General features: G+C 75.8%; 17 protein-coding genes and 1 riboswitch. Of the genes, 7 read left to right on the plus strand and 10 right to left on the minus strand.

The features are described 5' to 3' along the window. Window positions 1-91 precede the first annotated feature (91 nt). The 7 genes from D459_RS0102195 to D459_RS0102225 all read right to left on the minus strand — a co-directional run bounded on the left by D459_RS0102195 (window position 92) and on the right by D459_RS0102225 (window position 9,333). A complete protein-coding gene (locus D459_RS0102195) occupies window positions 92-646 on the minus strand; it encodes an HPP family protein (RefSeq protein WP_017591352.1) in 555 nt (184 codons plus the stop codon). Beyond that, window positions 643-1,371, minus strand: a complete 729-nt coding sequence (narI, locus tag D459_RS0102200) for a respiratory nitrate reductase subunit gamma (protein WP_017591353.1) — start codon at window positions 1,369-1,371, stop codon at window positions 643-645. The genes D459_RS0102195 and narI overlap by 4 nt, the downstream gene beginning before the upstream one ends. After that, complete coding sequence (narJ, locus tag D459_RS0102205) at window positions 1,368-2,009, minus strand: nitrate reductase molybdenum cofactor assembly chaperone (protein ID WP_017591354.1); 642 nt, start codon at window positions 2,007-2,009, stop codon at window positions 1,368-1,370. Before narJ ends, narI begins: the two co-directional genes overlap by 4 nt. Continuing rightward, window positions 2,006-3,598 (minus strand): nitrate reductase subunit beta, encoded by a 1,593-nt coding sequence (gene narH / locus D459_RS0102210; RefSeq protein ID WP_017591355.1) that lies wholly within the window; start codon window positions 3,596-3,598, stop codon window positions 2,006-2,008. Before narH ends, narJ begins: the two co-directional genes overlap by 4 nt. Beyond that, the gene (locus tag D459_RS0102215; RefSeq protein ID WP_017591356.1) at window positions 3,598-7,311 is read right to left on the minus strand and encodes a nitrate reductase subunit alpha; all 3,714 of its coding nucleotides are present in this window, start codon (window positions 7,309-7,311) and stop codon (window positions 3,598-3,600) included. The genes narH and D459_RS0102215 overlap by 1 nt, the downstream gene beginning before the upstream one ends. A 262-nt stretch (window positions 7,312-7,573) precedes the next feature. Further along, entirely contained in the window at window positions 7,574-8,593 is a 1,020-nt protein-coding gene (locus tag D459_RS0102220) for a PrsW family intramembrane metalloprotease (protein ID WP_152522870.1), read from the minus strand. A gap of 131 nt (window positions 8,594-8,724) precedes the next feature. Further along, window positions 8,725-9,333, minus strand: a complete 609-nt coding sequence (locus tag D459_RS0102225) for an HAD family hydrolase (protein WP_017591358.1) — start codon at window positions 9,331-9,333, stop codon at window positions 8,725-8,727. 495 nt (window positions 9,334-9,828) lie between these two features. Between D459_RS0102225 and D459_RS0102230 the strand changes: the two genes are divergently transcribed. The 5 genes from D459_RS0102230 (at window position 9,829) to D459_RS0102250 (ending at window position 17,226) form a co-directional block, all read left to right on the plus strand. Beyond that, entirely contained in the window at window positions 9,829-10,431 is a 603-nt protein-coding gene (locus tag D459_RS0102230; RefSeq protein ID WP_026119983.1) for a MerR family transcriptional regulator, read from the plus strand. 209 nt (window positions 10,432-10,640) lie between these two features. Then, window positions 10,641-10,729, plus strand: a riboswitch (glycine riboswitch). A gap of 134 nt (window positions 10,730-10,863) precedes the next feature. After that, window positions 10,864-13,758 carry an aminomethyl-transferring glycine dehydrogenase gene (gene gcvP / locus D459_RS0102235; RefSeq protein ID WP_017591360.1) on the plus strand — a complete coding sequence of 965 codons (2,895 nt, stop codon included), beginning with the start codon at window positions 10,864-10,866 and terminating at the stop codon, window positions 13,756-13,758. Window positions 13,759-14,152: 394 nt separating this feature from the next. Beyond that, a complete protein-coding gene (locus D459_RS0102240) occupies window positions 14,153-15,007 on the plus strand; it encodes a glycoside hydrolase family 16 protein (protein ID WP_017591361.1) in 855 nt (284 codons plus the stop codon). 211 nt (window positions 15,008-15,218) lie between these two features. Next, complete coding sequence (locus tag D459_RS0102245) at window positions 15,219-15,842, plus strand: Uma2 family endonuclease (protein WP_017591362.1); 624 nt, start codon at window positions 15,219-15,221, stop codon at window positions 15,840-15,842. Window positions 15,843-16,038: 196 nt separating this feature from the next. Continuing rightward, the gene (locus tag D459_RS0102250; RefSeq protein WP_026119984.1) at window positions 16,039-17,226 is read left to right on the plus strand and encodes a tetratricopeptide repeat protein; all 1,188 of its coding nucleotides are present in this window, start codon (window positions 16,039-16,041) and stop codon (window positions 17,224-17,226) included. Between the two features lie 49 nt (window positions 17,227-17,275). Here D459_RS0102250 and D459_RS0102255 read toward each other — a convergent pair whose 3' ends face one another. Beyond that, complete coding sequence (locus D459_RS0102255; RefSeq protein ID WP_017591363.1) at window positions 17,276-18,361, minus strand: hypothetical protein; 1,086 nt, start codon at window positions 18,359-18,361, stop codon at window positions 17,276-17,278. A 142-nt stretch (window positions 18,362-18,503) separates the two neighbouring features. Between D459_RS0102255 and D459_RS0102260 the strand changes: the two genes are divergently transcribed. Next, the gene (locus D459_RS0102260; RefSeq protein ID WP_017591364.1) at window positions 18,504-19,121 is read left to right on the plus strand and encodes an alpha/beta hydrolase family protein; all 618 of its coding nucleotides are present in this window, start codon (window positions 18,504-18,506) and stop codon (window positions 19,119-19,121) included. 148 nt (window positions 19,122-19,269) lie between these two features. Here D459_RS0102260 and D459_RS0102265 read toward each other — a convergent pair whose 3' ends face one another. Together D459_RS0102265 and D459_RS0102270 are read right to left on the minus strand one after the other, a co-directional pair. After that, the gene (locus D459_RS0102265) at window positions 19,270-19,467 is read right to left on the minus strand and encodes a DUF5999 family protein (protein WP_017591365.1); all 198 of its coding nucleotides are present in this window, start codon (window positions 19,465-19,467) and stop codon (window positions 19,270-19,272) included. A gap of 269 nt (window positions 19,468-19,736) precedes the next feature. Continuing rightward, window positions 19,737-20,456 (minus strand): endonuclease V, encoded by a 720-nt coding sequence (locus D459_RS0102270; protein WP_017591366.1) that lies wholly within the window; start codon window positions 20,454-20,456, stop codon window positions 19,737-19,739. Window positions 20,457-20,794: 338 nt separating this feature from the next. On the opposite strand from D459_RS0102270, the gene D459_RS0102275 reads away from it, so the two are divergent. Further along, on the plus strand, window positions 20,795-21,526 hold the full coding sequence (locus tag D459_RS0102275; protein WP_017591367.1) for a (Fe-S)-binding protein: 732 nt from the start codon (window positions 20,795-20,797) through the stop codon (window positions 21,524-21,526). Window positions 21,527-21,628 lie beyond the last annotated feature (102 nt).

Raw genomic sequence — 21,628 nt, forward strand, 5'->3', positions numbered from 1 at the left:
CGCCCGCGCGGCCCCGGGCCTGAAGCGGGTGTGCAGCAGAGCCCCCTTCCGCCCCGCAGGGACGGCACCGCCGCCCGCTTCCCGGCCGCGCTCAGCCGGCGCGCGGGGACGGGCGGGGGCGCCAGGGCGGGTGGGGGACGCCCGCCGCGCGGTTGGCGGCGTGGCCCACCGCCGTCACCAGGACCACCCCCGCCGCCACCGCGGCCAGCTGGTGCGGGGTGCGCAGCAGCCCCAGCGCGACGATCAGCGTGGTGGCGCCCGCAGGCGGGTGCGGGCAGCCCAGGGCCGGCATGAGCGCGCAGGTCAGCCCGATCGCGATCACCGCCGCGGCCGCCCGCTCCCAGGTGGCGTCCTCCAGGTCCGGTGCGGCCCCGGTGAGCCCGGTCGCCGCGAGGCCCAGGACGCCGGCGCCGATGCCGACCAGGTGGCCGAGGACGATGTTGCGCGGGGCGGCCGCAGTGCCGAGCGGGTCGGCGAACAGCAGGTAGACGGTGGGCCCCAGGGAGGGGAAGAGCAGCGGCTCGCCCGTGGCCGCCGCGAGGGCGGCGGCCGCCCCGAGCGCCAGCGCGGCGCCGCCGCCCACCGCCGCGGCCCGCCCGGCGGCCGGGCCGCGCCGCCGGGCGCGCCCCGGCCGCCCGCGGGTCACGGCGCCCAGCCGCGGGGCTGGGCGCGGGTGCCCAGCACCTCCGGTGCGCGCCGCCGGTAGACCAGGTAGGGGCGGAACAGGTAGTGCACCGGGGCGCTGAAGGCGTGCACCAGCCTGCTGAACGGCACCAGCGCGAAGAGCACCATCGCCAGCAGCACGTGCAGCCGGAAGTCCAGTGGCACGCCGGCCATCAGCTCCGGGCGGGGGTCGAGCAGGAACAGGTGCCGCAGCCACGGCGCGACCGTCTCGCGGTAGTCGTAGCCTCCCCCGATCCCGTTGTCCACGATGGTGGCGGTCAGCCCCAGGAGCAGCACCAGCCCGAGCACCGGGTAGACCAGCCGGTCGTCGAGCGTGGTGGCCCGCCGCACCCGCGGCACGGTCAGCCGCCGGTAGAGCAGCACCGCCAGCCCCGCCGCGGTGAGCAGGCCGGCGACCGTCCCCATGCCCAGGGAGACCAGGTGGTAGGTGTGCTCGTCCACCCCGGCGAGCTCGGTCAGGGCCTTGGGCACCGCCAGGCCCAGCACGTGCCCGCCGGCGACGAGCAGCAGCCCCAGGTGGAACAGCGGGCTGCCGACGCGCAGCAGCCGGGACTCGTACAGCTGGGTGGAGCGGCTGGTCCAGCCGAACCGGTCGTGGCGGTAGCGCCAGACCAGGCCGCCGGCCAGCACGGCCAGGGACACGTAGGGCGCCGCGCCCCACAGCAGCAGGTCGATGGGGTCGGTCATGTCCTCTCCCTCGGCGGGGACGCGGGCGGGTAGGGGGCGAGCCCGACCGCCTCCGCGGGCGGCGGCTCCGCCGGGGCGGCGGCCCGGTCGCCCTGGGGCAGGGTCGCCAGCACGGCGGCCGTGCCGGCGGCGTAGGGCGTGTCCAGATCGGCCAGGCGCCCGTGCAGCAGGGCCAGCGCGGACCGGAAGGAGGACAGCAGCTCCTGGCCGGCCCGGGCCGCCGCGGGGTCGCCGGACGCGCTGAACTCCAGCAGCACCGGCAGGTGGTCGGGGAGCTCGCCGCCGGCGGTCCGGTGCCCGTGCGCGCGGTAGGCCCCGGCGAGGCGGGCCAGGGAGGCGCCGCGCCGCCGGGTGTCGCCGTCCAGGTACCAGGTGAGGTGGAGGCTGCGCCGGGGCTTGGTGTCGAACACGGTGACGTAGTGCTCCTCGGCGGTCCGCGGCGGGGTGCGCTCCAGGTGCTCCAGGAGCGGCCGGAGGAGGGCGGCCGGGCGGTGCCCGCCGGTCTCGGCCAGGGCCGCGCGGAGCAGCGGGAGGTGCCCGCGGACCGCGGCGTCGGGGTACTGCAGGCACCAGGCGGCCGCCATCCGGACCACGGCGGTGTGCGCGGCGGCGCGCCGCCGCGCGGGGGCCGGGCTCATCGCGCCGACCTCCCTTCCCCGCCGCGCCGGGGCGGGAAGAGGCCCTCGGGCCGGTCCCCGGACCAGGTCAGCAGGTCGGTCGCGCCGGGTTTCAGCGGCGCCCCTCCGGGGCCGCCCATCCCCGGGCCGCCGTCGGTGTCCAGGCTGCAGGAGGTGGCGATGGACTCCAGGTCGTGCGCGGTGCCCACGCCCGCGGTCGGGATGACGTAGCGCTCCTCGTACTTGGCCAGCGCCAGCAGCCGGTACAGGTCGCGGACCTGCGCGGCGTCCATCCCGGCGGCGGCCGGCACCTCCGGGTCGGGATCCTCGCCGAGGTTGACCGAGCGCATGTGCGAGCGCATCGCGGCCAGCCGGCGCAGCGCCGCCTCGACCGGCGCGGGGTCGCCCGCGGTGAACAGCTCGGCGAGGTAGTCCACCGGGATGCGCAGCGCGTCGATCGCGCCGAACAGGTTGCCCGCGTCCTCCCCGTCGTGCCCGCTCTCGGCGACGGCCTCCACCACCGGGGAGAGCGGCGGGACGTACCAGACCATCGGCATGGTCCGGTACTCCGGGTGCAGCGGCAGCGCCACCCGGTGCCGCACGATGAGGTCGCGCACCGGCGAGCGGCGGGCGGCCTCGATCCACTCGCGGCCGATGCCCGAGCGCTCGGCGGCCGCCGCCACCCCGGGGTCGCCGGGGTCGAGGAACAGGTCCAGCTGCGCCGGGTAGAGGTCCTTCTCCTCGGGGACGGAGGCCGCCTCGGCGACGCGGTCGGCGTCGTAGAGCAGCACCCCCAGGTAGCGCAGCCGGCCCACGCAGGTCTCCGAGCAGATGGTGGGCTCCCCGGCCTCGATCCGCGGGTAGCAGAAGGTGCACTTCTCGGCCTTGCCGGTCCTGTGGTTGAAGTAGACCTTCTTGTACGGGCAGCCGGAGACGCACATCCGCCACCCCCGGCAGCCGTCCTGGTCGACCAGGACGATGCCGTCCTCCACCCGCTTGTACATCGCGCCGGAGGGGCAGGACGCCACGCACGACGGGTTGAGGCAGTGCTCGCAGATCCGCGGCAGGTAGAACATGAACGACCGCTCGAACTCGTAGGCGATCCCGCGCCCCACCCGCTCGCGCATCCGGACGGCCATCGGGTCGAGGTCCTCGTTGCCGGGGGCGCCGCCGAGGTCGTCGTCCCAGTTGGGGCCCCAGGAGACGTCGGCCGGGGCGCCGGTCAGCGCCGAGACCGGGCGGGCCACCGGGGGCTCCTCGCCCAGCGGGGCCTCGGTGAGGGTGCGGTAGTCGTAGGTCCAGGGCTCGTAGTAGTCGTCGATGCCGGGCAGGTCGGGGTTGGCGAAGATGCCGGCGAGCCGGCGCAGCCGCCCGCCGCCGCGCGGCCGGAGCCGCCCGCGCCGGTCCAGCTCCCAGCCGCCCCGCCACCGCTCCTGGTCCTCGTACCGGCGCGGGTACCCCTGCCCCGGGCGGGTCTCCACGTTGTTGAACCAGGCGTACTCCACCCCGGACCGGTTGGTCCAGGTCTGCTTGCAGGTGACCGAGCAGGTGTGGCACCCGATGCACTTGTCCAGGTTCATCACCATCGCGATCTGGGCCATCACGCGCATCAGTACCTCACCTCCTGGGAGCGGCGGCGCAGCACCGTCACCTCGTCGCGCTGGTTGCCGGTGGGGCCCAGGTAGTTGAAGCCGAAGGAGAGCTGGGCGTACCCGCCGATGAGGTGGGTGGGCTTGATCTGCAGCCGGGTCAGCGAGTTGTGCACGCCGCCGCGGCGGCCGGTCTCCTCGCTCCGGGGGACGTTCACCGTCCGCTCCTGGGCGTGGTACATGAACACGGTCCCGGCGGGCATCCGGTGCGACACGACCGCGCGCGCCACCACGACCCCGTTCCGGTTGACCGCCTCCACCCAGTCGTTGTCCCGCACGCCGATCGCCTCGGCGTCGACCGGGCTGATCCAGAACACCGGCCCGCCCCGGGAGAGGGTGAGCATGATCGGGTTGTCCTGGTACTCGGTGTGGATGGACCACTTGGAGTGCGGGGTGAGGTAGCGGACCGCCACCCCGGCGGAGCCGCGCTCGCCCGGCCGCGGCTCGCCCGCCAGCCGGTGCAGGTCCAGCGGCGGCCGGTACACCGGCAGCTGCTCGCCGAGCTCGGCCATCCAGTCGTGGTCGAGGTAGAAGTGCTGCCTGCCGGTGAGGGTGTGCCAGGGCTTGAGGCGCTCCACGTTGACGGTGAAGGGCGCGTAGCGCCGCCCCCCGGACTCGTCGCCGGACCACTCCGGGCTGGTGATCACCGGGGCCGGGCGGGCCCGGGTGTCGGCGAAGGTGGTCCGGTGCGCCCGGTCGTGCTCGACCATGGGGGCCAGCGGCCGGCCGACCCGCCGCTCCAGGTCCCGGAAGCCGGCGGCGGCCACCCTCCCGTTGGTGGTGCCGGAGAGCGCGAGGACGGCGTCGGCGGCCCCGCGGTCGGTGTCGATCAGCGGGCGGCCCGCGGCGGGGCCGCCGGCCGCGCGGCCGTTGGACTCGCCCAGCCAGGCCAGCTCCTCATCGACCCGGACGGTGGTGCCCTTGGCGGTGGCGCCGAGCGTGTCCAGCAGCGGCCCCAGGGCGCCGAGCTTCGCGGCGACGGCCGGGTAGTCCCGCTCGACCACGGTGAGGGCGGGCATGTTCCGGCCGGGCGCCGGCGCGCCGCCCGCGCCCCGCCAGTCGTGCTCGCGGCCGCCCGGCTGGGCGGTCTCCGCGGGGGTGTCGTGGGTGAGCGCGGTGGCCACCACGTCGCGGCGGACCCCCAGGTGGTCGCGGGCGAGCTCGCTGAACCGGGCGGCGATGGCGTGGAAGGCGTCGAAGTCGGTGCGGCACTGCCAGGGCGGGTCCACCGCGGCGTTGAAGGAGTGCACGAACGGGTGCATGTCCGTGCTGGACAGGTCGTGCTTCTCGTACCAGGTGGCGGCGGGCAGCACCACGTCCGCGAACAGGGTGGTGCTGGTCATCCGGAAGTCCAGGGCGAGCAGCAGGTCGAGCTTGCCCTCGGGCGGGTCGTCCCGCCAGCGCACCCCGGAGGGGCGGTGCTCGGGCGGGGCGTCGCCGGAGCGGGCCCGGTGGTCGGCGCCGAGCAGGTGGCGCAGGAAGTACTCGTTGCCCTTGGCGGAGGAGCCGAGCAGGTTGGACCGCCACACGGTGAGCACCCGCGGCCAGTTCTCCGGGGCGTCCGGGTCCTCGCAGGCGAAGCCGAGTCCGCCGGAGGCCAGCCGCCGCGCCACGTGCTCGGCGGGGTCGGCGCCGGCCCGCTCGGCCTCGTCGGCCAGGTCCAGCGGGTTCCGGTCGAAGGTGGGGTAGGAGGGCATCCAGCCCATCCGGGCCGAGCGGGCGATGCAGTCGGCGGTGTGCGCGCCGGAGAGCGCGCCGGCGGCGCCGGGCCAGCTCAGCGCGTCGGTGCGCAGGGCGTCGTAGCGCCACTGGTCGGTGTGGAGGTACCAGTAGGGCGTGCCGGCCATCTGGCGGGCGGGCCGGTTCCAGTCGGAGGCCGAGGAGAGCACGGTCCACCCGGTCAGCGGGCGGACCTTCTCCTGGCCGACGTAGTGCGCCCAGCCGCCGCCGTTGCGCCCCTGGCAGCCGGTGAGCAGCAGCAGGGTGAGGAAGGAGCGGTAGACCTGGTCGGAGTGGAACCAGTGGTTGGTGCCGGCGCCCATCAGGATCATGCACCGGCCGCCGGAGCGCCGGGCGGTGTCGGCGAACTCGCGGGCGATCCGGACCGCCCGGTCGGCGGGCACCCCGGTGATCGCCTCCTGCCAGGCGGGGGTGCCCGGCCGGTCCGCGTCGCCGTAGCCGGCCGGCCACTCCCCGGGCAGCCCTTCGCGGGCCACCCCGTACTGGGCGAGCAGCAGGTCGAAGACGGTGGTGACGAGCGGCCCGTCCGGGTCCGGCCGGACGGCGGGCACGCCGCGGCGGACGGCGGCGCCGGTCCCCTCGGGGGAGTCGAACCGGGGCAGCAGCACCTCGGCGGGGCGCACCCGGCCGTCCAGGGCGGCCGCGCCGTCCAGGGTGAGCAGCGGCTCGACGCCGTCCAGGTCGAGGTTCCACCGGCCGGAGCCGCCCTCCTGCCAGCGGAAGCCGAGGGAGCCGTTGGGCACCGCGGGCCTGCCGGTGGCCGAGTCGAGCAGCACGGTCTTCCAGGCGTCCTCGGGGCCGTCGCCGCCGAGGTCGGCGGCGGTGAGGAACTTGCCGGGCACCAGCGCGTCCCCGCGCTCGGCGAGGGTGACCAGGAACGGCAGGTCGGTGTAGCGGCGCACGTAGTCCGCGAAGGCCGGGACCTGCTCGCGGACGAAGAACTCGGTGAGCACCACGTGGCCCATGGCGAAGGCCAGCGCGCCGTCGGTGCCGGGGTGCGGGGCCAGCCACTCGTCGGCGAACTTGGTGTTGTCGGCGTAGTCGGGGGAGACCACCACGACCTTCTGGCCGCGGTAGCGGGCCTCGGTCATCCAGTGCGCGTCGGGGGTGCGGGTGACCGGGACGTTGGAGCCCCACATCATCAGGTAGGCGGCGTCCCACCAGTCGCCGGACTCCGGGACGTCGGTCTGGTCGCCGAACACCTGCGGGGAGGCCACCGGCAGGTCGGCGTACCAGTCGTAGAAGGAGAGCATGGGGGCGCCGATGAGCGACATGAAGCGGGAGCCGACGGCGTGGGAGACCATGGACATCGCCGGGATCGGGGAGAACCCGGCGATCCGGTCCGGGCCGCGGGTCTTGATGGTGTGCACGTGCGCGGCCGCCGCCATCTCCACGGCCTCGTCCCAGCCGATCCGGACCAGCCCGCCCCTGCCCCGGGCCGAGTGGTAGCGGCGGCGCTTCTCCGGGTCGGCGGTGACCTCGGCCCAGGCGGCGACCGGGTCGCCCAGCCGCTCCCGGGCCTCCCGGTACATCTCCACCAGCACCCCGCGGGCGTGCGGGTAGCGGATGCGGGTGGGGGAGTAGGAGTACCAGGAGAAGGACGCCCCGCGCGGGCAGCCGCGCGGCTCGTACTCGGGGCGGTCCGGTCCGACCGAGGGGTAGTCGGTGGACTGGGTCTCCCAGGTGATGATGCCGTCCTTGACGTAGACGTCCCACCGGCAGGACCCGGTGCAGTTCACCCCGTGGGTGGAGGGGACGACCTTGTCGTGGCTCCACCGGTCGCGGTAGAAGGCGTCGCCCTCGCGGCCGCCGGTCCGGTAGAGGCCGTGCAGGTCGTCGGAGGTCTCGGCCCGGGCCAGCAGGCGGCCCGTCCGGAGTAACAGCTCTCCGGCGGAGGCCGCTCCGCCGGTGCCGCCCTTGCGGAAGATGGACATGGGTCCTCACCGTCCTGTCGTCTGATGATCCGATCAGGGGAGGGGTCGCACCGGAGTGCGCCGGGGGCGGTGTGCCTCCCCGTGATCCGCGCGTCACGCTACGCCCCGATTCCGGGCAGCGGAATCCTCGGCCGATCACTGTGGCGCACGCCACAGTGGAAACGGGAACCTTTGCGGCGCAGGGGTTTCCGGGCCCCGCGGAGCGGGGTCGGGCGGGCGGAGCGGCGGGCCGATCCGGGCCGGACCGGCCCGCCGGCGCGGCTCACCCCGCCGCTTCGGGGGACCGGTCGAGCCGCCGCTCGGCCGCCTTCAGCAGGCGGAGCTGGCGCCGGGCCGCGGCCGGGCGGTCCGGCGCCGGGACGCGCCGCAGCGCCTCCCGCCGGCCGTGCCGGGTGGCCAGCCCGCGGGCGTCGGACCGGCGCAGGTCGACCGCCTGCCCCTCGGCCTCCAGGGCGTTGCGCAGCCGGCGCCGGTAGGCGGCGCGGACCGGCAGGTAGACCAGGAGCGCGGCGGTGGAGACGACGGCCGCCTTGGCCGCCGCTCCGGGCAGCGAGACCAGCACCGGCGCGTTGAAGAACGCGTGCAGCGCCATCGCGGACAGCAGCAGCAGGCCGGCGGCCCAGGCGCGGCGCGGGCCGGGCCGCCACCGGGCCGCGGCCAGCAGGCCGACCCCGGTCCCGGCGATCGCGGTCATCGCCCAGTGCGAGCCCGCCCCGGTCACCCCGACGCGCAGCGCCAGCGAGCCCAGGACCGACGCGCCGCCGGCGGTCGCCCCCTGCATGACGATGGTCTCCAGCGCGTAGATCGCGTTCTCCACCAGCTGGAAGCCCAGGCCGGCCAGGGCGCCGAGGACGAAGCCGTCCGCCGGGCCGCGCAGCGCGGCGGGCGCGGCGACCGCCAGGATCACCACCCCGGCCGCCTTGATCGGCTCCTCGTTGAGCGGAGCGGTCAGCGACGGCCCCCAGGCGGTGCCCGCCTCCACCCCCAGCACCGAGTTCCACACCGACAGCAGGGCGGAGTTGGCGATCAGGGCCAGGCCGGCCGCGGCCGCCGCGCCCCAGAGCAGCGCGGCGGCGGCCGCCGCCGCCCCCGGCGGGCGCACCGGGCGGATCCGGCGCAGCACCCAGTACCCGGCGGCCAGCACCGCGGCGAGGGTCGCCGCGGCCAGCAGCGCCTCCACCGGGAACACCCGGACCAGGCCGCCGGTGCGCACGGTGGTGGAGGCCGTCCCCGCGGCGCACAGCAGCGCGAAGAGCGCGGCCGCGGCGAGCGGGGCGGTCACCCCGGGGCGCCGCCCGGCCCGGCGCGGGCCCGGGTCGCGCCCGGTCGCGTGCCGGGCGGACCGCCGCGGATGCGGGACGCCGGCCCGCCCCGGTCCGGCTCCGGTGCTCCTCCGCTCCGGGGACGCCCGGTTCACGGCGCCTCCCCGGAGTCCTCGCCGAACGCCACCGTGTCGAACACCCGCTCCGCCTCCTCCAGCCGCTCCGCGGGGACGCCGGGGCCGGCCGCCAGCACCATCTCCACGGCCAGCCCGCCGTCGTGGGCGCCGAACACCGCGGCGCTCCCGGACGCGGCGTCGCCGCGCATCGGGCCGGTGCGCCCCTCGGCCCCGTGCTCGGAGACGGCCGGCCGCGGCTCGCCCAGCCGGGCGGTCGGGTCGTCGACCCGGACGATCCGGCGCAGCCCGTCCCAGAGCTCGCCGGGGCCGGCCGGACCGGCCGGGACCACCGTCGCCAGCCGCAGCTCCACCGGGCCCCGGGTGAACAGGAGGCTGCGGCCGTCCCGGCTCCGCCCCTCGTCCAGCGTCCACCCCGGGCCGAACTCGACCGAGGCGGTGTGCCCGTGCCCGGCCCCGACCTGCACCGGCCGCCCGGGCTCGACCGGGGCGGTGCCCGCCACGGCGGCGTCCAGCGCGGGCCAGCCCGCGGTGAGCAGGACGACCGCGCCGACGGCCGCCCCGAGCGGGAGCCAGCCGCCGCGTCCGCGGGGCGCGGCGCCCCGCTCCTCGCCGTGCCGAGCCATGGCTCCCCCCCCCGCCGGTCCGGTGCGGTGCCGGTCCCGAACCCTCTTCGGGCCCTCTGACCAGCCAAGCAGTGCCGCGCGGGGCCCGCCCCGGGACGGGCGCGGACTTGGCGGACCTTTGCGCGGTTTTTCACGCCGCGGGGAGGGGCGCGGCCCCGGCGGGACCGGGCCGGGGCGGAAACGCTCCGTGACCGTGGCGAGGATCACAGGCGGTGACAGGGGGTGAGCGCGGATTCGGGCGGCCGCCACCCCTGCCCGAATCCTTGGCGTGTCGCCGCCGCGGGAGCTCCGGTGCGCGCTTAACATGGTCGTGAGCTGCCGAAAAGGCCGCCGGAACGGTGTTCAGCGCGCGCTCGTCGAAAGGTTCCGCGACGCGCCGATGAGTGTCGTTGACGCTCTCCGCCGGACCGGCTTACCTTCAATGTCGAAGCACCCGCGGCGCACCCTTCGCAACCCCCTGTCAACCGCCGTGGGCCGAGGAGCCGGAGGTTCGGCGTGGCGGTTACGAGCGGCAATCAGCGGGCCTCCCTCCCCGGGCGAGCGGCGATACGGCGAGCGGGGGAGCAGGGTCTGCTGTGTGAAGAGGACGTGGTGGCGCTGCCCATGGACATCGGCTATCGCGGTCCCACGGCGTGCGCGGCGGCCGGTGTGACCTACCGCCAGCTCGACTACTGGGCGCGGACCCGGCTGGTCGGGCCGAGCGTGCTGCCCGAACCCGGCGCGGCCTCCGTCCCGCTCTACAGCTTCCGCGACATCCTGATGCTCAAAGTGGTCAAGAGGCTGCTGGACACCGGGATCTCGCTGCAGCAGATCCGGACCGCGGTGGAGCACCTGCGCGGCCGGGACACCTCCGACCTGCCGCACATCACCCTGATGAGCGACGGGGTCAGCGTCTACGAGTGCACCTCGCCCACCGAGGTCGTCGAGCTCATGCAGGGCGGCCAGGGCATGTTCGGCATCGCCCTGGGGCGGGTCTGGCGGGAGCTGGAGGGCGCCCTGGGGCAGCTGCCGGGGGAGCGGCTGGCCGAGCCGCTGCCGGACGAGCCGCACCCCGGCGACGAGCTGGCCCGCCGGCGCCGGGAGCGCCGGACCGGCTGACCGCCCCCGGTCCGGCCGCCGCGGGGCGGGGCCGGGCATGCGCGGCGGAGCGGCATCGAGTACGGTCGGGATTCCGTCCACCGGGTTCCGCCCGGGGCCGTGCGCCCGAAGCCGGGCGGCGCGCCCCGGACCGCGTCCGTGCACGTGACGTGGTGCACGAAACGGGCGATTCGGTGGATAATTGCAGGGAAAAGTTCATCACCGGCCGTTGATACCGCGCGGGAGAGACCCCGGCAGGGGCGCCGACGGGGCAATACTCCCCAGTAACCTCTCAGGCACCAGGGACCGCGCGGAGAAGGCCACTCTGAAGCTGCGGACGTGCGGTACGCGCCACGCCCGCACGGTCGCGCGGCCGGCACGGCAGCGAGCGACAGAGGGGGAGACACCGAGGAGAGCAGCCGCGTCCGCGGCCGATGCGACCAGGAGGTCTCCATGCCGGAGCAGCCGACCCCGAAACCCGCCGCAGCAGGGGCGCCGGCCCGTGAATTCGCCGACCGGCACATCGGCCCGGACCCCTCCGCGATCACCGAGATGCTGAAGGCGGTCGGATACGACTCCACCTCGGCCCTGATGGCGGCGGCGGTCCCGGAGTCCATCCTCACCGCCCCCGGCACCCCGGCCGAACTCGACCTGCCCGCCCCGGCCGGCGAGACCGAGGCCCTGGCCGAGCTGCGCGCCCTGGCCGACCGGAACACCGTGCGCACCTCGATGATCGGCCTCGGCTACTACGACACCGTCACCCCGCCGGTCATCCTGCGCAACATCATGGAGAACCCGGCCTGGTACACCGCCTACACCCCGTACCAGCCGGAGATCTCCCAGGGCCGGCTGGAGGCGCTGCTCAACTTCCAGACCATGGTCTCCGACCTGACCGGGCTGGCCGTCTCCGGCGCCTCGCTGCTGGACGAGGCCACCGCGGCCGCCGAGGCGATGACCCTGGCCCGGCGCGCGACCAAGTCCAAGAGCGCCGCCTTCGTGGTGGACGCCGACGTCTTCCCGCAGACCCTGGACGTGCTGCGCACCCGCGCCGAGCCGCTCGGCATCGAGATCGTCGTCGCCGACCTGTCCGAGGGCCTGCCCGAGGGCGACGCGTTCGGCGTGCTGGTGCAGTACCCGGGCGCCTCCGGCGCGGTGCGCGACCCCGGGCCGGTCATCGACGCCGCGCACGAGGCCGGCGCCCTGGCCGTCGTCGCCGCGGACGTCCTCGCGCTGACCGTGCTGCGCAGCCCGGGCGAGCTCGGCGCCGACATCGCGGTCGGCTCCACCCAGCGGTTCGGCGTCCCGATGGGCTTCGGCGGCCCGCACGCCGGCTACATGTCGGTCCGCGAGGGCCTGCAGCGCCAGATGCCCGGCCGGCTGGTCGGCGTCTCGGTGGACAACGCGGGCCGGCCCGCCTACCGGCTCGCCCTGCAGACCCGCGAGCAGCACATCCGCCGGGAGAAGGCGACCAGCAACATCTGCACCGCCCAGGTGCTGCTGGCGGTCATGGCCGGCATGTACGCGGTCTACCACGGCCCCCGCGGGCTGCGCGAGATCGCCGAGCGGGTGCACGGGCACACCGCCCGGCTCGCCGAGGGGCTGCGCTCCCGCGGCTTCCAGGTGCTGCACGGCTCCTTCTTCGACACGCTGCGGGTCCGGGTGCCCGCCGGCGCCGAGGCCAAGCTCGAGGCGGCCGCCGCGCGCGGGATCAACCTGCTCCGGGTGGACGCCGACACGGTCGGCATCAGCTGCGACGAGACCACCACCGGCGCGCACGTCGCCGCGGTGCTCGCCGCCTTCTCCGGCAAGGACGCCGCCGAGCAGGCCCCCGCCCGGGGCCTGGAGGCGCTGCCCGAGGGGCTCCGCCGCGGCGTCGACTACCTCGACCACGAGGTCTTCAACAGCCACCGCAGCGAGACCTCGCTGCTGCGCTACATGCGCCGGCTCTCCGACAAGGACCTCGCGCTGGACCGCAGCATGATCCCGCTGGGCTCGTGCACCATGAAGCTCAACGCCACCGCGGAGATGGAGTCGGTCACCTGGCCGGAGTTCTCCCGGCTGCACCCGCTGGCCCCGCTGGAGCAGGCGGCCGGCAGCGTCGCCCTCATCCGCGACCTGGAGAAGTGGCTGGCCGAGGTGACCGGCTACGACGCCGTCTCGCTGCAGCCCAACGCCGGCTCCCAGGGCGAGCTGGCCGGCCTGCTGGCGATCCGCGGCTACCACCGCAGCCGCGGCGAGGCCGACCGCGACGTCTGCCTGATCCCCAGCTCCGCGCACGGCACCAACGCGGCCAGCGCGGTCATGGCCGGCATGCGGGTCGCCGTGGTCGCCTGCGACGACGGGGGCAACGTCGACCTGGACGACCTCCGCGCCAAGCTGGCCAAGCACGAGGGCTCGGTCGCCGCGATCATGGTCACCTACCCCTCCACCCACGGCGTCTACGAGGAGACCATCACCGAGGTCTGCCGCCTGGTGCACGAGGCCGGCGGCCAGGTCTACGTGGACGGGGCCAACTTCAACGCGCTGCTCGGCTGGGCCAAGCCGGGGAAGTTCGGCGCCGACGTCAGCCACCTCAACCTGCACAAGACGTTCTGCATCCCGCACGGCGGCGGCGGCCCCGGCGTCGGCCCGGTGGCGGTCCGCTCGCACCTGGCGGGCTTCCTGCCCAACCACCCGGGCCAGCCGGACGCCGGCCCGCACACCGGCGTCGGCCCGGTCTCCGCGGCCCCGTTCGGCTCGGCGGGCATCCTGCAGATCTCCTGGGCCTACATCCGGATGATGGGCGGGGACGGCCTGCGCGCCGCCACCGAGACCGCGGTGCTCAGCGCCAACTACGTGGCCAAGCGGCTGGAGCCGTACTACCCGGTGCTCTACACCGGCGCGGGCGGCCTGGTCGCGCACGAGTGCATCATCGACGTCCGCGGCCTGGCGAAGAAGACCGGGATCACCAACGAGGACATCGCCAAGCGCCTGATCGACTACGGCTTCCACGCGCCGACGATGTCCTTCCCGGTGGCCGGGACCCTGATGGTGGAGCCCACGGAGAGCGAGGACCTGGCCGAGCTGGACCGGTTCATCGACGCGATGATCGCGATCCGCGGCGAGATCGACCGGGTTGCCGAGGGCGGCTACGACGCCGAGGACAACCCGCTGAAGAACGCCCCGCACACCGCCGAGGCGCTCACCGCCGACGACTGGAAGCACTCCTACCCGCGCAGCGAGGGCGCCTACCCGGTGGCCCGGCTGCGCCAGGAGAAGTACTGGTCCCCGGTGGGCCGCATCGACCAGGCCTACGGCGACCGCAACCTGGTCTGCTCCTGCCCGCCGCCGGAGGCGTTCGAGGAGTAGGAGGACGGCGCCCCGGGCCCGCCGCACCGCGCAGGTGCGGCGGGCCCGCGCGCTTCCCGCCGCTTCCCGTCGGGGAAGAGGACGCCGGACCGGGGCGCCGGCCGCGCGCCCCCGCCGCGGGCGGAGAGCACCCGGGCCGCGTCCGGCACCGCTGTGGGAGCGTTCCCATTTTTTCCCGAACCCCCCTTGCGGGCGGATGGGGCGGTCCGTAGCGTTTCGTTCCGATCCGCTCGGTGACCCCGCGGACGCGCTCGGTCGCCGAACCCGCCGTGCGCCCGCCCCGGTCCGGACGGACCCGCAACCCGGCCGAGCCGGCGCGGCGCACCCGATCCGCCCCCGAGCCCGCCGGAGCGGCCCGGCCGCATCCGGCGGCGGTACCGATCGGAGCCCCCTCATGTCCCGAAGCACCCCGCACCTCCGCACCCGGCTGGCCGCCTCCGCGGTCGCCGCCTCCGCCCTGGCCGCCCTGGGGTTCGCCGCTCCGCAGGCGGCGCCGGCCCGGCCGGCCGAGCCCGCCGGGGACGCCGCCCCCGGCGCCCTGGTCTGGTCCGACGAGTTCGACGGCGCCGCCGGCTCCGCCCCGGATCCGGCGAACTGGAACCACGAGCTCGGCGACCACGGCTGGGGCAACGGCGAGCTGCAGGACTACACCGGCAGCCGGGAGAACTCCGCGCTGGACGGCGCCGGCAACCTGGTCATCACCGCCCGCCGGGAGGCCGACGGCGGCTACACCTCGGCCCGGATGACCACCAAGGACAAGTTCGAGCAGGCCTACGGCCGGTTCGAGGCGCGCATCCGGATCCCGCGCGGCCAGGGCATCTGGCCGGCCTTCTGGATGCTGGGCGGCGACTTCCCGGAGACCCCGTGGCCGGACTCCGGTGAGATCGACGTCATGGAGAACGTCGGCCACGAGCAGAGCACGGTGCACGGCACCGTGCACGGGCCCGGCTACTCCGGCGGCGAGGGCATCGGCGGCTCCTACCCGCACCCGACCGGCGGGGCCTTCGCCGACGACTTCCACGTCTACGCGGTGGACTGGGCCCCCGACTCCATCACCTGGTCGGTGGACGGCGTCGCCTACCAGACCGTCACCCCCGCCGACCTCGGCGGCGACCGGTGGGTCTTCGACCACCCGTTCTTCATGATCCTCAACGTGGCGGTCGGCGGCCAGTGGCCCGGGTACCCCGACGGGACCACCGAGTTCCCGCAGCGGATGACGGTCGACTACGTCCGGGTCTACGCGCCCTGACCCCGGCGCCGGCACCCGTTCATATGCATACGGTGGGTGCTGGTGCCGATCCATGCGAATCCGGAGGAGCGCGGTGGGTGCCGGTACCGATTCATACGAATCCGGAAGAGCGCGGTGGGGTGCTGGTGCCGATTCATATGAATGCGGTGGAATGGGGGTGAGGGAAACCCCGGAGGAACGTCGTCGAGTCGTGACAGGATGTGACCGTCAGATGCCCGATGACGAGGAGTCGAAGATGACGGCGCTCGCCACCGAAGCGGGGCAGGGCCTGCGGTCCGAGGCGGCCGGTCCTGCGGCGAAGCTGTTCCAGATCCTCGATGACCTGCCGGAGACCAAACTCCTGCGGGCGGAGATCCTGGACGGGGAGACCATAACCTTGTCGCCCACCCCCAGCGGCCTGCACGGTCGGAACGTGCGCGTACTCGAGCGCGCCATCGGTCCGTACCTCCCAGACGGAACGGATTATGAGACCTACCTGGAGATCCGGCTCCCTGAAGCCGGGCGGGGGGTCGTGCCGGACTTCTTCGTCGCGCCGACGCAGATCCTCAAGACCAGGGACAGCTGGATTCCTCCGGACGACGTGCTTCTGGTGGCCGAGGTCGCGTCGCCGGGGAGTCGTTCCGCGGACTGGGAGCTCAAGCCGGTCATCTACGCTCAGGCGATGATCGACCTGTACCTGTTGATCGATCCTGCGGAGCGGAGCACGGCGCTGTTCGCCAGACCCGACGGGGAGAAGTTCGGGAGTCGGAGGCAGGAATCGTTCGGTGCGAAGATCGGGCTTCCCGACCCGTTCAACATCCAGCTGGACACCTCGCAGTTCCTCCCTTACGAGTGACAGAACCTTCCCGGCGAACGCTTCCCACGTAGGGCAAATCGGAAATCTACGGCATAAAGGTGATTGTTCTCGCGCCTCCCCGGAAGAATCCGGTGCAGCGTCCGGGGTCCCTCGGTAGGAACCGTTAGTCTCCGAGGGACAGGCCATCCGCCGCCGCGCGCGGCGGGACCCCCGCCCCCTCGGAGAGTTGCACGGGATGACAGCGACGACCGGAACCCCCGCCACCGGCGCACCCGGTGAGGAGCCCGAATTCGCCGACCTCTGCGAGCAGGCCCGCGACCTGGCGGAGACCGGGCATTTCGCGCGGGCGGCCCAGGTGTACGAGCAGGTCCTGGACGGCGGGTCGCAGGTGCACCGGGCGCGGGCGGCGATGGGGCTCGCGGTGGCGCGGCACGGCGAGGGGAAGGTGCGCGCGGCGCGGGAGGCGGCGCACGCCGCCATCGAGACCGGCCACCCGGAGTTCGCCCCGCGGGCCGCCTGCCACCTCGCCCTCTCCTACGAGGAGGAGGGGCTCGCCGCAGAGGCCGAGCGGGCGTGGCTGCGCGCGCTGGACTCCGGGAACGGGCGCTACGCGGCCGCCGCCCACCACGGACTGGCCCGGATCGCCGAGGACCGCGGCGACGAGGAGGTCGCCCGCGGCCACTGGGAGGGGGCGCTGGACGGCGGCGCCGACACGGTCCCGGAGGCGGCCCGGGACTACGCCGAGCGGCTGCTGGCCCGCGGCGAGCCCGGCCGCGCGGAGGAGGTGCTCCGGCACGGGCTGGCCTTCGGCGAGGACCCGGGGCTGCGCCTGCTGCTGGGAGCGGTGCACGTGGAGCGGGCCATCGCCGAGTTCGGCGCGGTGGCCGAGGCCTCCGACCCCGGCGGCGGCGAACCGGGACCGGTCCCGCCGGGCGCCGCGGCCACCGCGGTCGAGCTGCTGGCCCGGCTGCTCCTGCTGCGCGGCGACCCCGACGGCGCGGGCCGGGCCTGGGAGCAGGGCCTGGCGCACCGGGACCCGGAGGTCGCCGCGGACGTGCACGGCCGGCTGCGCCGGGGGTTCCTGGAGCCCGACCCGGACGCGGCGGAGGCCGGGGCGGTCCCGTGGTGGGACCCGTACCTGGAGGCGGCCGCCGCCGAGGGCAGCACGCCGATGCTGGCCGGCGAGCTCTTCGCGGCCCTGGGCGAGGTGCACGCCCGGGCGGCGCTGCCGCTGGCCGAGGGGGAGACGCGGGTGGCCGCGCTGCGCACCGCGCTGGAGGAGGCGGTGCGCATCCCCAGCCCCTACGTCTGGGGGCGCGCCCTGCACGACGACTTCCGCGAGCGGCTCCGGCTGGCCTCCGGCTCCCGCGACGACGTGCTCCCCGAGGGCTGGCCGGAGCACGGGGAGCGGCGGCCGGACTGACCCCGGCCCGGCCGGCCTCCCGCCCTCCGGCGGTGCGGCCGCGGCGCCCTCAGCCGACCTGGACGAGGGCGGTGCGCTCCGCTCCGACCAGGAGGAGGCAGGAGTACCCCTCGCCGTACAGGACCGAATCGAGGGGGAGGTTCTTGGCGTAGGCGAGAAGGGGCGGGGTCCCGGGTGCCCCGGTGGCCTCGGTGAGGACCGTTTCGAGGAGGTCGCGGGCGAGCCAGGAGACGAGTTCGCCCCCCGGGATCTCGGGCGCCGCGGAATCGAACTCCCAGAGCAGGGTCCCCCTCCGCGCCTTCGCGACCATGTTCGACTCGGACTCGGCCAGCGCGGCCTTCAGGGCGGCGGCGTCCACCGCCCAGAGGACGTCGTCGGCCTCGTCGTCGCCCTCTTCCGCGATCGGCCAGTGCCCGTCTCCGGCCCAGCCGGTACGGAAGGCGGCGTCGGGGTCGGCGGTGTCCAGGCCGACGCCGTGGGTTCCGAAGGCCGCCTCGAAGGCCACCGTGTCGTTGTTGTTGATCCGGAGGAACTCGCCGAGCAGCGTCGCGGCGCAGGCGATCCGGTGCTCGGCCGTATCGTCGGCCCCGTCCCCGTCCCCCGCGCCGGCCGGGGCGGGGGCCAGCGCCAGGCGCACCGTGCCCGCGCCGGAGCGGACCAGGAGGTGCAGTTCGCCGTCGGCCGGGGCGCCGTCCGGGTCGGCGGCCGCCGTGATGTGCAGCAGGTCGGTGCCGCCCGCGGCCACGAGGCCGGCCAGGTATCCGGCGAGCGCCCGGCCGCGCCGGTCCAGGCCGCGGGGGTCGGTCTCCAGTGCCCCGATGATCAGCTCGAACACCTGCTCCGCGCCGTCGTCCGGCACGCCCCAGGAGGCGTGCAGGGGACCGTCGGAGGTCTCGTCCGGGTCTTCGATGCCGAACCGCTCGGCGGCGACCGGGTGGCGCCGCCCGCCGGGGCCGGGGAACGTCTCCGGGAACGCCCCGTACTCCGCCGCCTCGGCCGGGGAGGGGGCGGTGTCCCACTCCTCTTCGTAGGGGGCCGGAGCCCGGCCGGCGGTGAGCACCAGGCGCCATCGAGGCAGCCACAGCCTGAACAGGTGCTCCACGGCTTCGAAGGGGGTGGGTCCGGCTTCCGTCATCGTCCGTCCTCGGGGTCGCTGCTCGCGGTCGGGGCGGAGCATAGGGGGAGGGGGTGACCGTCGGCCGGATCCTCCCGGGGCGGGCGGCGGCCCCGGTGCCGCCGGACCGGGGGGCGGGCGGGCGCGGCGCTAGGTTGAGGGCATGGAGATCGAGATCGACACGCCGAGGGGGCCCGGGCGGGCCGATGTGGAGCTGCCGGAGGGGGAGGCGCGGTACCTGCTCGCGATCACCCACGGCGCGGGCGGGGGAGTGGACGCCCCGGACATCGCGGCGGTGCGCGATGCGGTGCTCGCCGCGGGCGGGGCGGTCGCCCGGGTCACCCAGCCGTACCGGGTGGCGGGGAGGCGGATGCCGGGGTCGGCGACGGGGCCGCAGGACGAGGCGTGGCGGGTGCTGGTGGAGAAGGTGCGCACCGAGTCCGGTGCGGCCGGCCTGCCGCTGGTGCAGGGCGGGCGGAGCAACGGGGCGCGGGTGGCGTGCCGGACGGCCGGTGCGGTGGGGGCGGAGGCCGTGGTGGCGCTGGCCTTTCCGCTGCACCCGCCGAAGCGCCCGGAGCGGTCGCGCGCGGGCGAGCTGCGCGGGGCGGGCGTTCCGGTGCTGGTGGTCAACGGGGACCGGGACCCGTTCGGGGTTCCGGACGCGGCCGACGCCGACACCGTGGAGGTGCTCCCGGGGGAGCGGCACGAGCTGGCGAAGGACCCTGCGGCGGTGGGCCGGATCGTGGCCGGGTGGCTGGACCGGCGGTTCCGCGCCGGCTGAGCGGGCGCTCCGGGGCGCCGCCGGGGGCTCCTGCGCCGGACCCGCCGGGCCCGGTCGGCCGAGCACGGGCGCGCCCGCCCATTCTCGGCGCTCATGGGCGGGCGCGTTCGGGTTCGGTGCGGGGCCCGGCGGGTCGGGGAGCGGTGCCTCAGGCGGCGGCGCGCACCACGCCGGGGCGGTGCGGTGCGACGATCCGGCCGTCGGGCAGCAGTTCGCCGGTGTCCTCGAACAGCACGACGCCGTTGCACAGCAGGCTCCAGCCCTGCTCGTGGTGCTCGGCGATGACTCGGGCAGCCTCACGGTCGACGGCGTCGTAGGACGGGCATTCGGGTTCGTGACGGCACATGGCGCGCCTCCCGTTTCGGTCGTACGTGCGGAGCCTGACCTCGGCCCCATCGGAACCATAGTGGCCTGAACCACACCCTGCTGTGTGTTCTCGCATATTCAGACGCACTCGGAGCCGGTTTGGATCGATCGGATTCCGTTCGATTCACTACTGATTCTCACCGGCCCCTACGACAATCCGGGGGCCCGTTTCCCAGGATCCGGCATCGGCCGGAAAAAACATCGCACGGCGTGCGGCGTGTCCCCCGGGGCGGCCGCGGGGCGGGGCGCTCAGGCGCCGGAGAGCCCGGCCAGGGCGTCCCGGGAGAGCCGGTCGGCGCGGCGCACCGTCTCGGGCAGCCGGAACTCGGGGGTCAGCCGGAGCACCAGGTCGGTGGCGCCGTCCAGGTCGGCGCGGTGCCCCACCGAGACGTAGACCGGGCGGACGCCGGTGCGGGTGCGCAGCGCGCGGCCGACCACCTCCTCCTCCGCGCCGGCCTCGCCGCCGGCGCGCAGGGGGCTCCAGTCGCCCCGCTGCGGACCGGGCTCGTCGGCGCGGCCGGTGAAGGGCGACTTGCCGACCCCGATCGCGGGCCGGTCCAGCAGCCAGCCGAGGTGGCAGGCGAGCCCGAACCGGCGCGGGTGGGCCAGGCCGAAGCCGTCGCAGACGTAGACGTCGGGCTCGGTGGAGAGGCCGCGGACGGCCTCCAGCAGCGGCGGCAGCTCCCGGAAGGCGAACAGGCCGGGGAGGTAGGGGAAGGAGGGGGCGGCGTGCGCGGTGGCGGAGTCGACGACCTCCAGGCCGGGCAGGGAGAGCACCACGGCGGCGGCGACCAGCCGCTCGTCGTCGCGGTCGTAGGAGACGTCCAGCCCGGCGGCCAGCCGCACCCCGGCGGCGTCCAGCGGGTCCTGCCGCACCTCGCGGGCCAGCCGCGCCTGCAGGGCGCGGGCCTGCTCCGGGTCGGAGGGCCACAGCCCGGGGTCGTCGGCGCGGGAGGGAAGGTCGGTCATGGCGGAGAACCCTAGTACGCCCGGGCCGGTGCGCGGACCGGGGGCGGGGCCGTTCGGGTGGGCGCCGCCGGGCGGGTGCCGGGCGAGAGCTCCGAGGCCGCCCGGGACCGGGGGTCTCCGCCCGGCCCGTGCGCGGCGGCCGGTTCCGGGGCGGGAAGGCCGCCGAGTCCGGTCCGCGCCCCGGGCGGCCGCTCCCGCGGCGGGGCGGGGTGGCCGGAGGCGGCCGCCCGGATCGTCTCGGAAACCCGTCGGAACGCCTGCGGAGGCGGAATCGCGGTGTTTACCATGGCCGTGTTTTCTGTGTCCGGTGTGCTCACGGAGGTCGGCGGGGAGGACGGGTGCGGGTCGGGTTGTTCGTCGCTTGCCTCACCGACACGGTCTTCCCGGAGACCGGCCGGGCCGCGGTGCGGCTGCTGCGCCGGCTGGGGTGCACCGTGGTCTGTCCGCAGGAGCAGACCTGCTGCGGGCAGGCGCACCACACCTCCGGCTACCGGCGCGAGGCGACCGGCCTGGCGGCGCGGTTCGCCGAGGTGTTCGACGGGTGCGAGCTGGTGGTGACGCCCTCGGCGTCGTGCGCCGCGATGGTCCGCGACCACTACCCGGTGCTGGCCGGGCGGGAGCCGCGGATCGCTCGGGCGCCGCGGACCCTGGAGCTGACCGAGTTCCTCGTCGACGTGCTCGGGGCGGTGGACGTGGGCGCGTCCTTCCCGCACCGGGTCGCCTACCACCCGGCCTGCCAGGCGCTCCGCTCGCTGCGCACCGGGGACCGCCCGCTCCGGCTGCTGCGCGAGGTGCGCGGCCTGGAGCTGGTCGAGCTGCCCGGCGCCGAGGAGTGCTGCGGCTTCGGCGGGGCGTTCGCCTGGAAGAACTCCGACACCTCGGTGGCGATGGTCGCCGACAAGGTGCGGCGGATCGGCGGGAGCGGGGCGGAGGTGGTCTGCTCCGACGACGACGCCTGCCTGATGCAGATCGGCGGGGCGCTGTCCCGGCTGCGCGGCGGGGTGCGCGCGGTGCACCTGGCGGAGATCCTCGCGGAGACCGCGCCCGCGCCGGGGCGGGCGCGGCGGTGAGCCCGCAGGCGGGTCCGGGGCTGCCCTGGGCGCGGCTGCTCCGCGGCGGGGCGCGCGGGGGCGGCGCCGGCGGCGGCGAGGCGGGGCCGCCGCGGTTCGCCG

It is taken from the genome of Nocardiopsis potens DSM 45234 (genome assembly GCF_000341105.1).
Lineage (GTDB): Bacteria > Actinomycetota > Actinomycetes > Streptosporangiales > Streptosporangiaceae > Nocardiopsis_A > Nocardiopsis_A potens.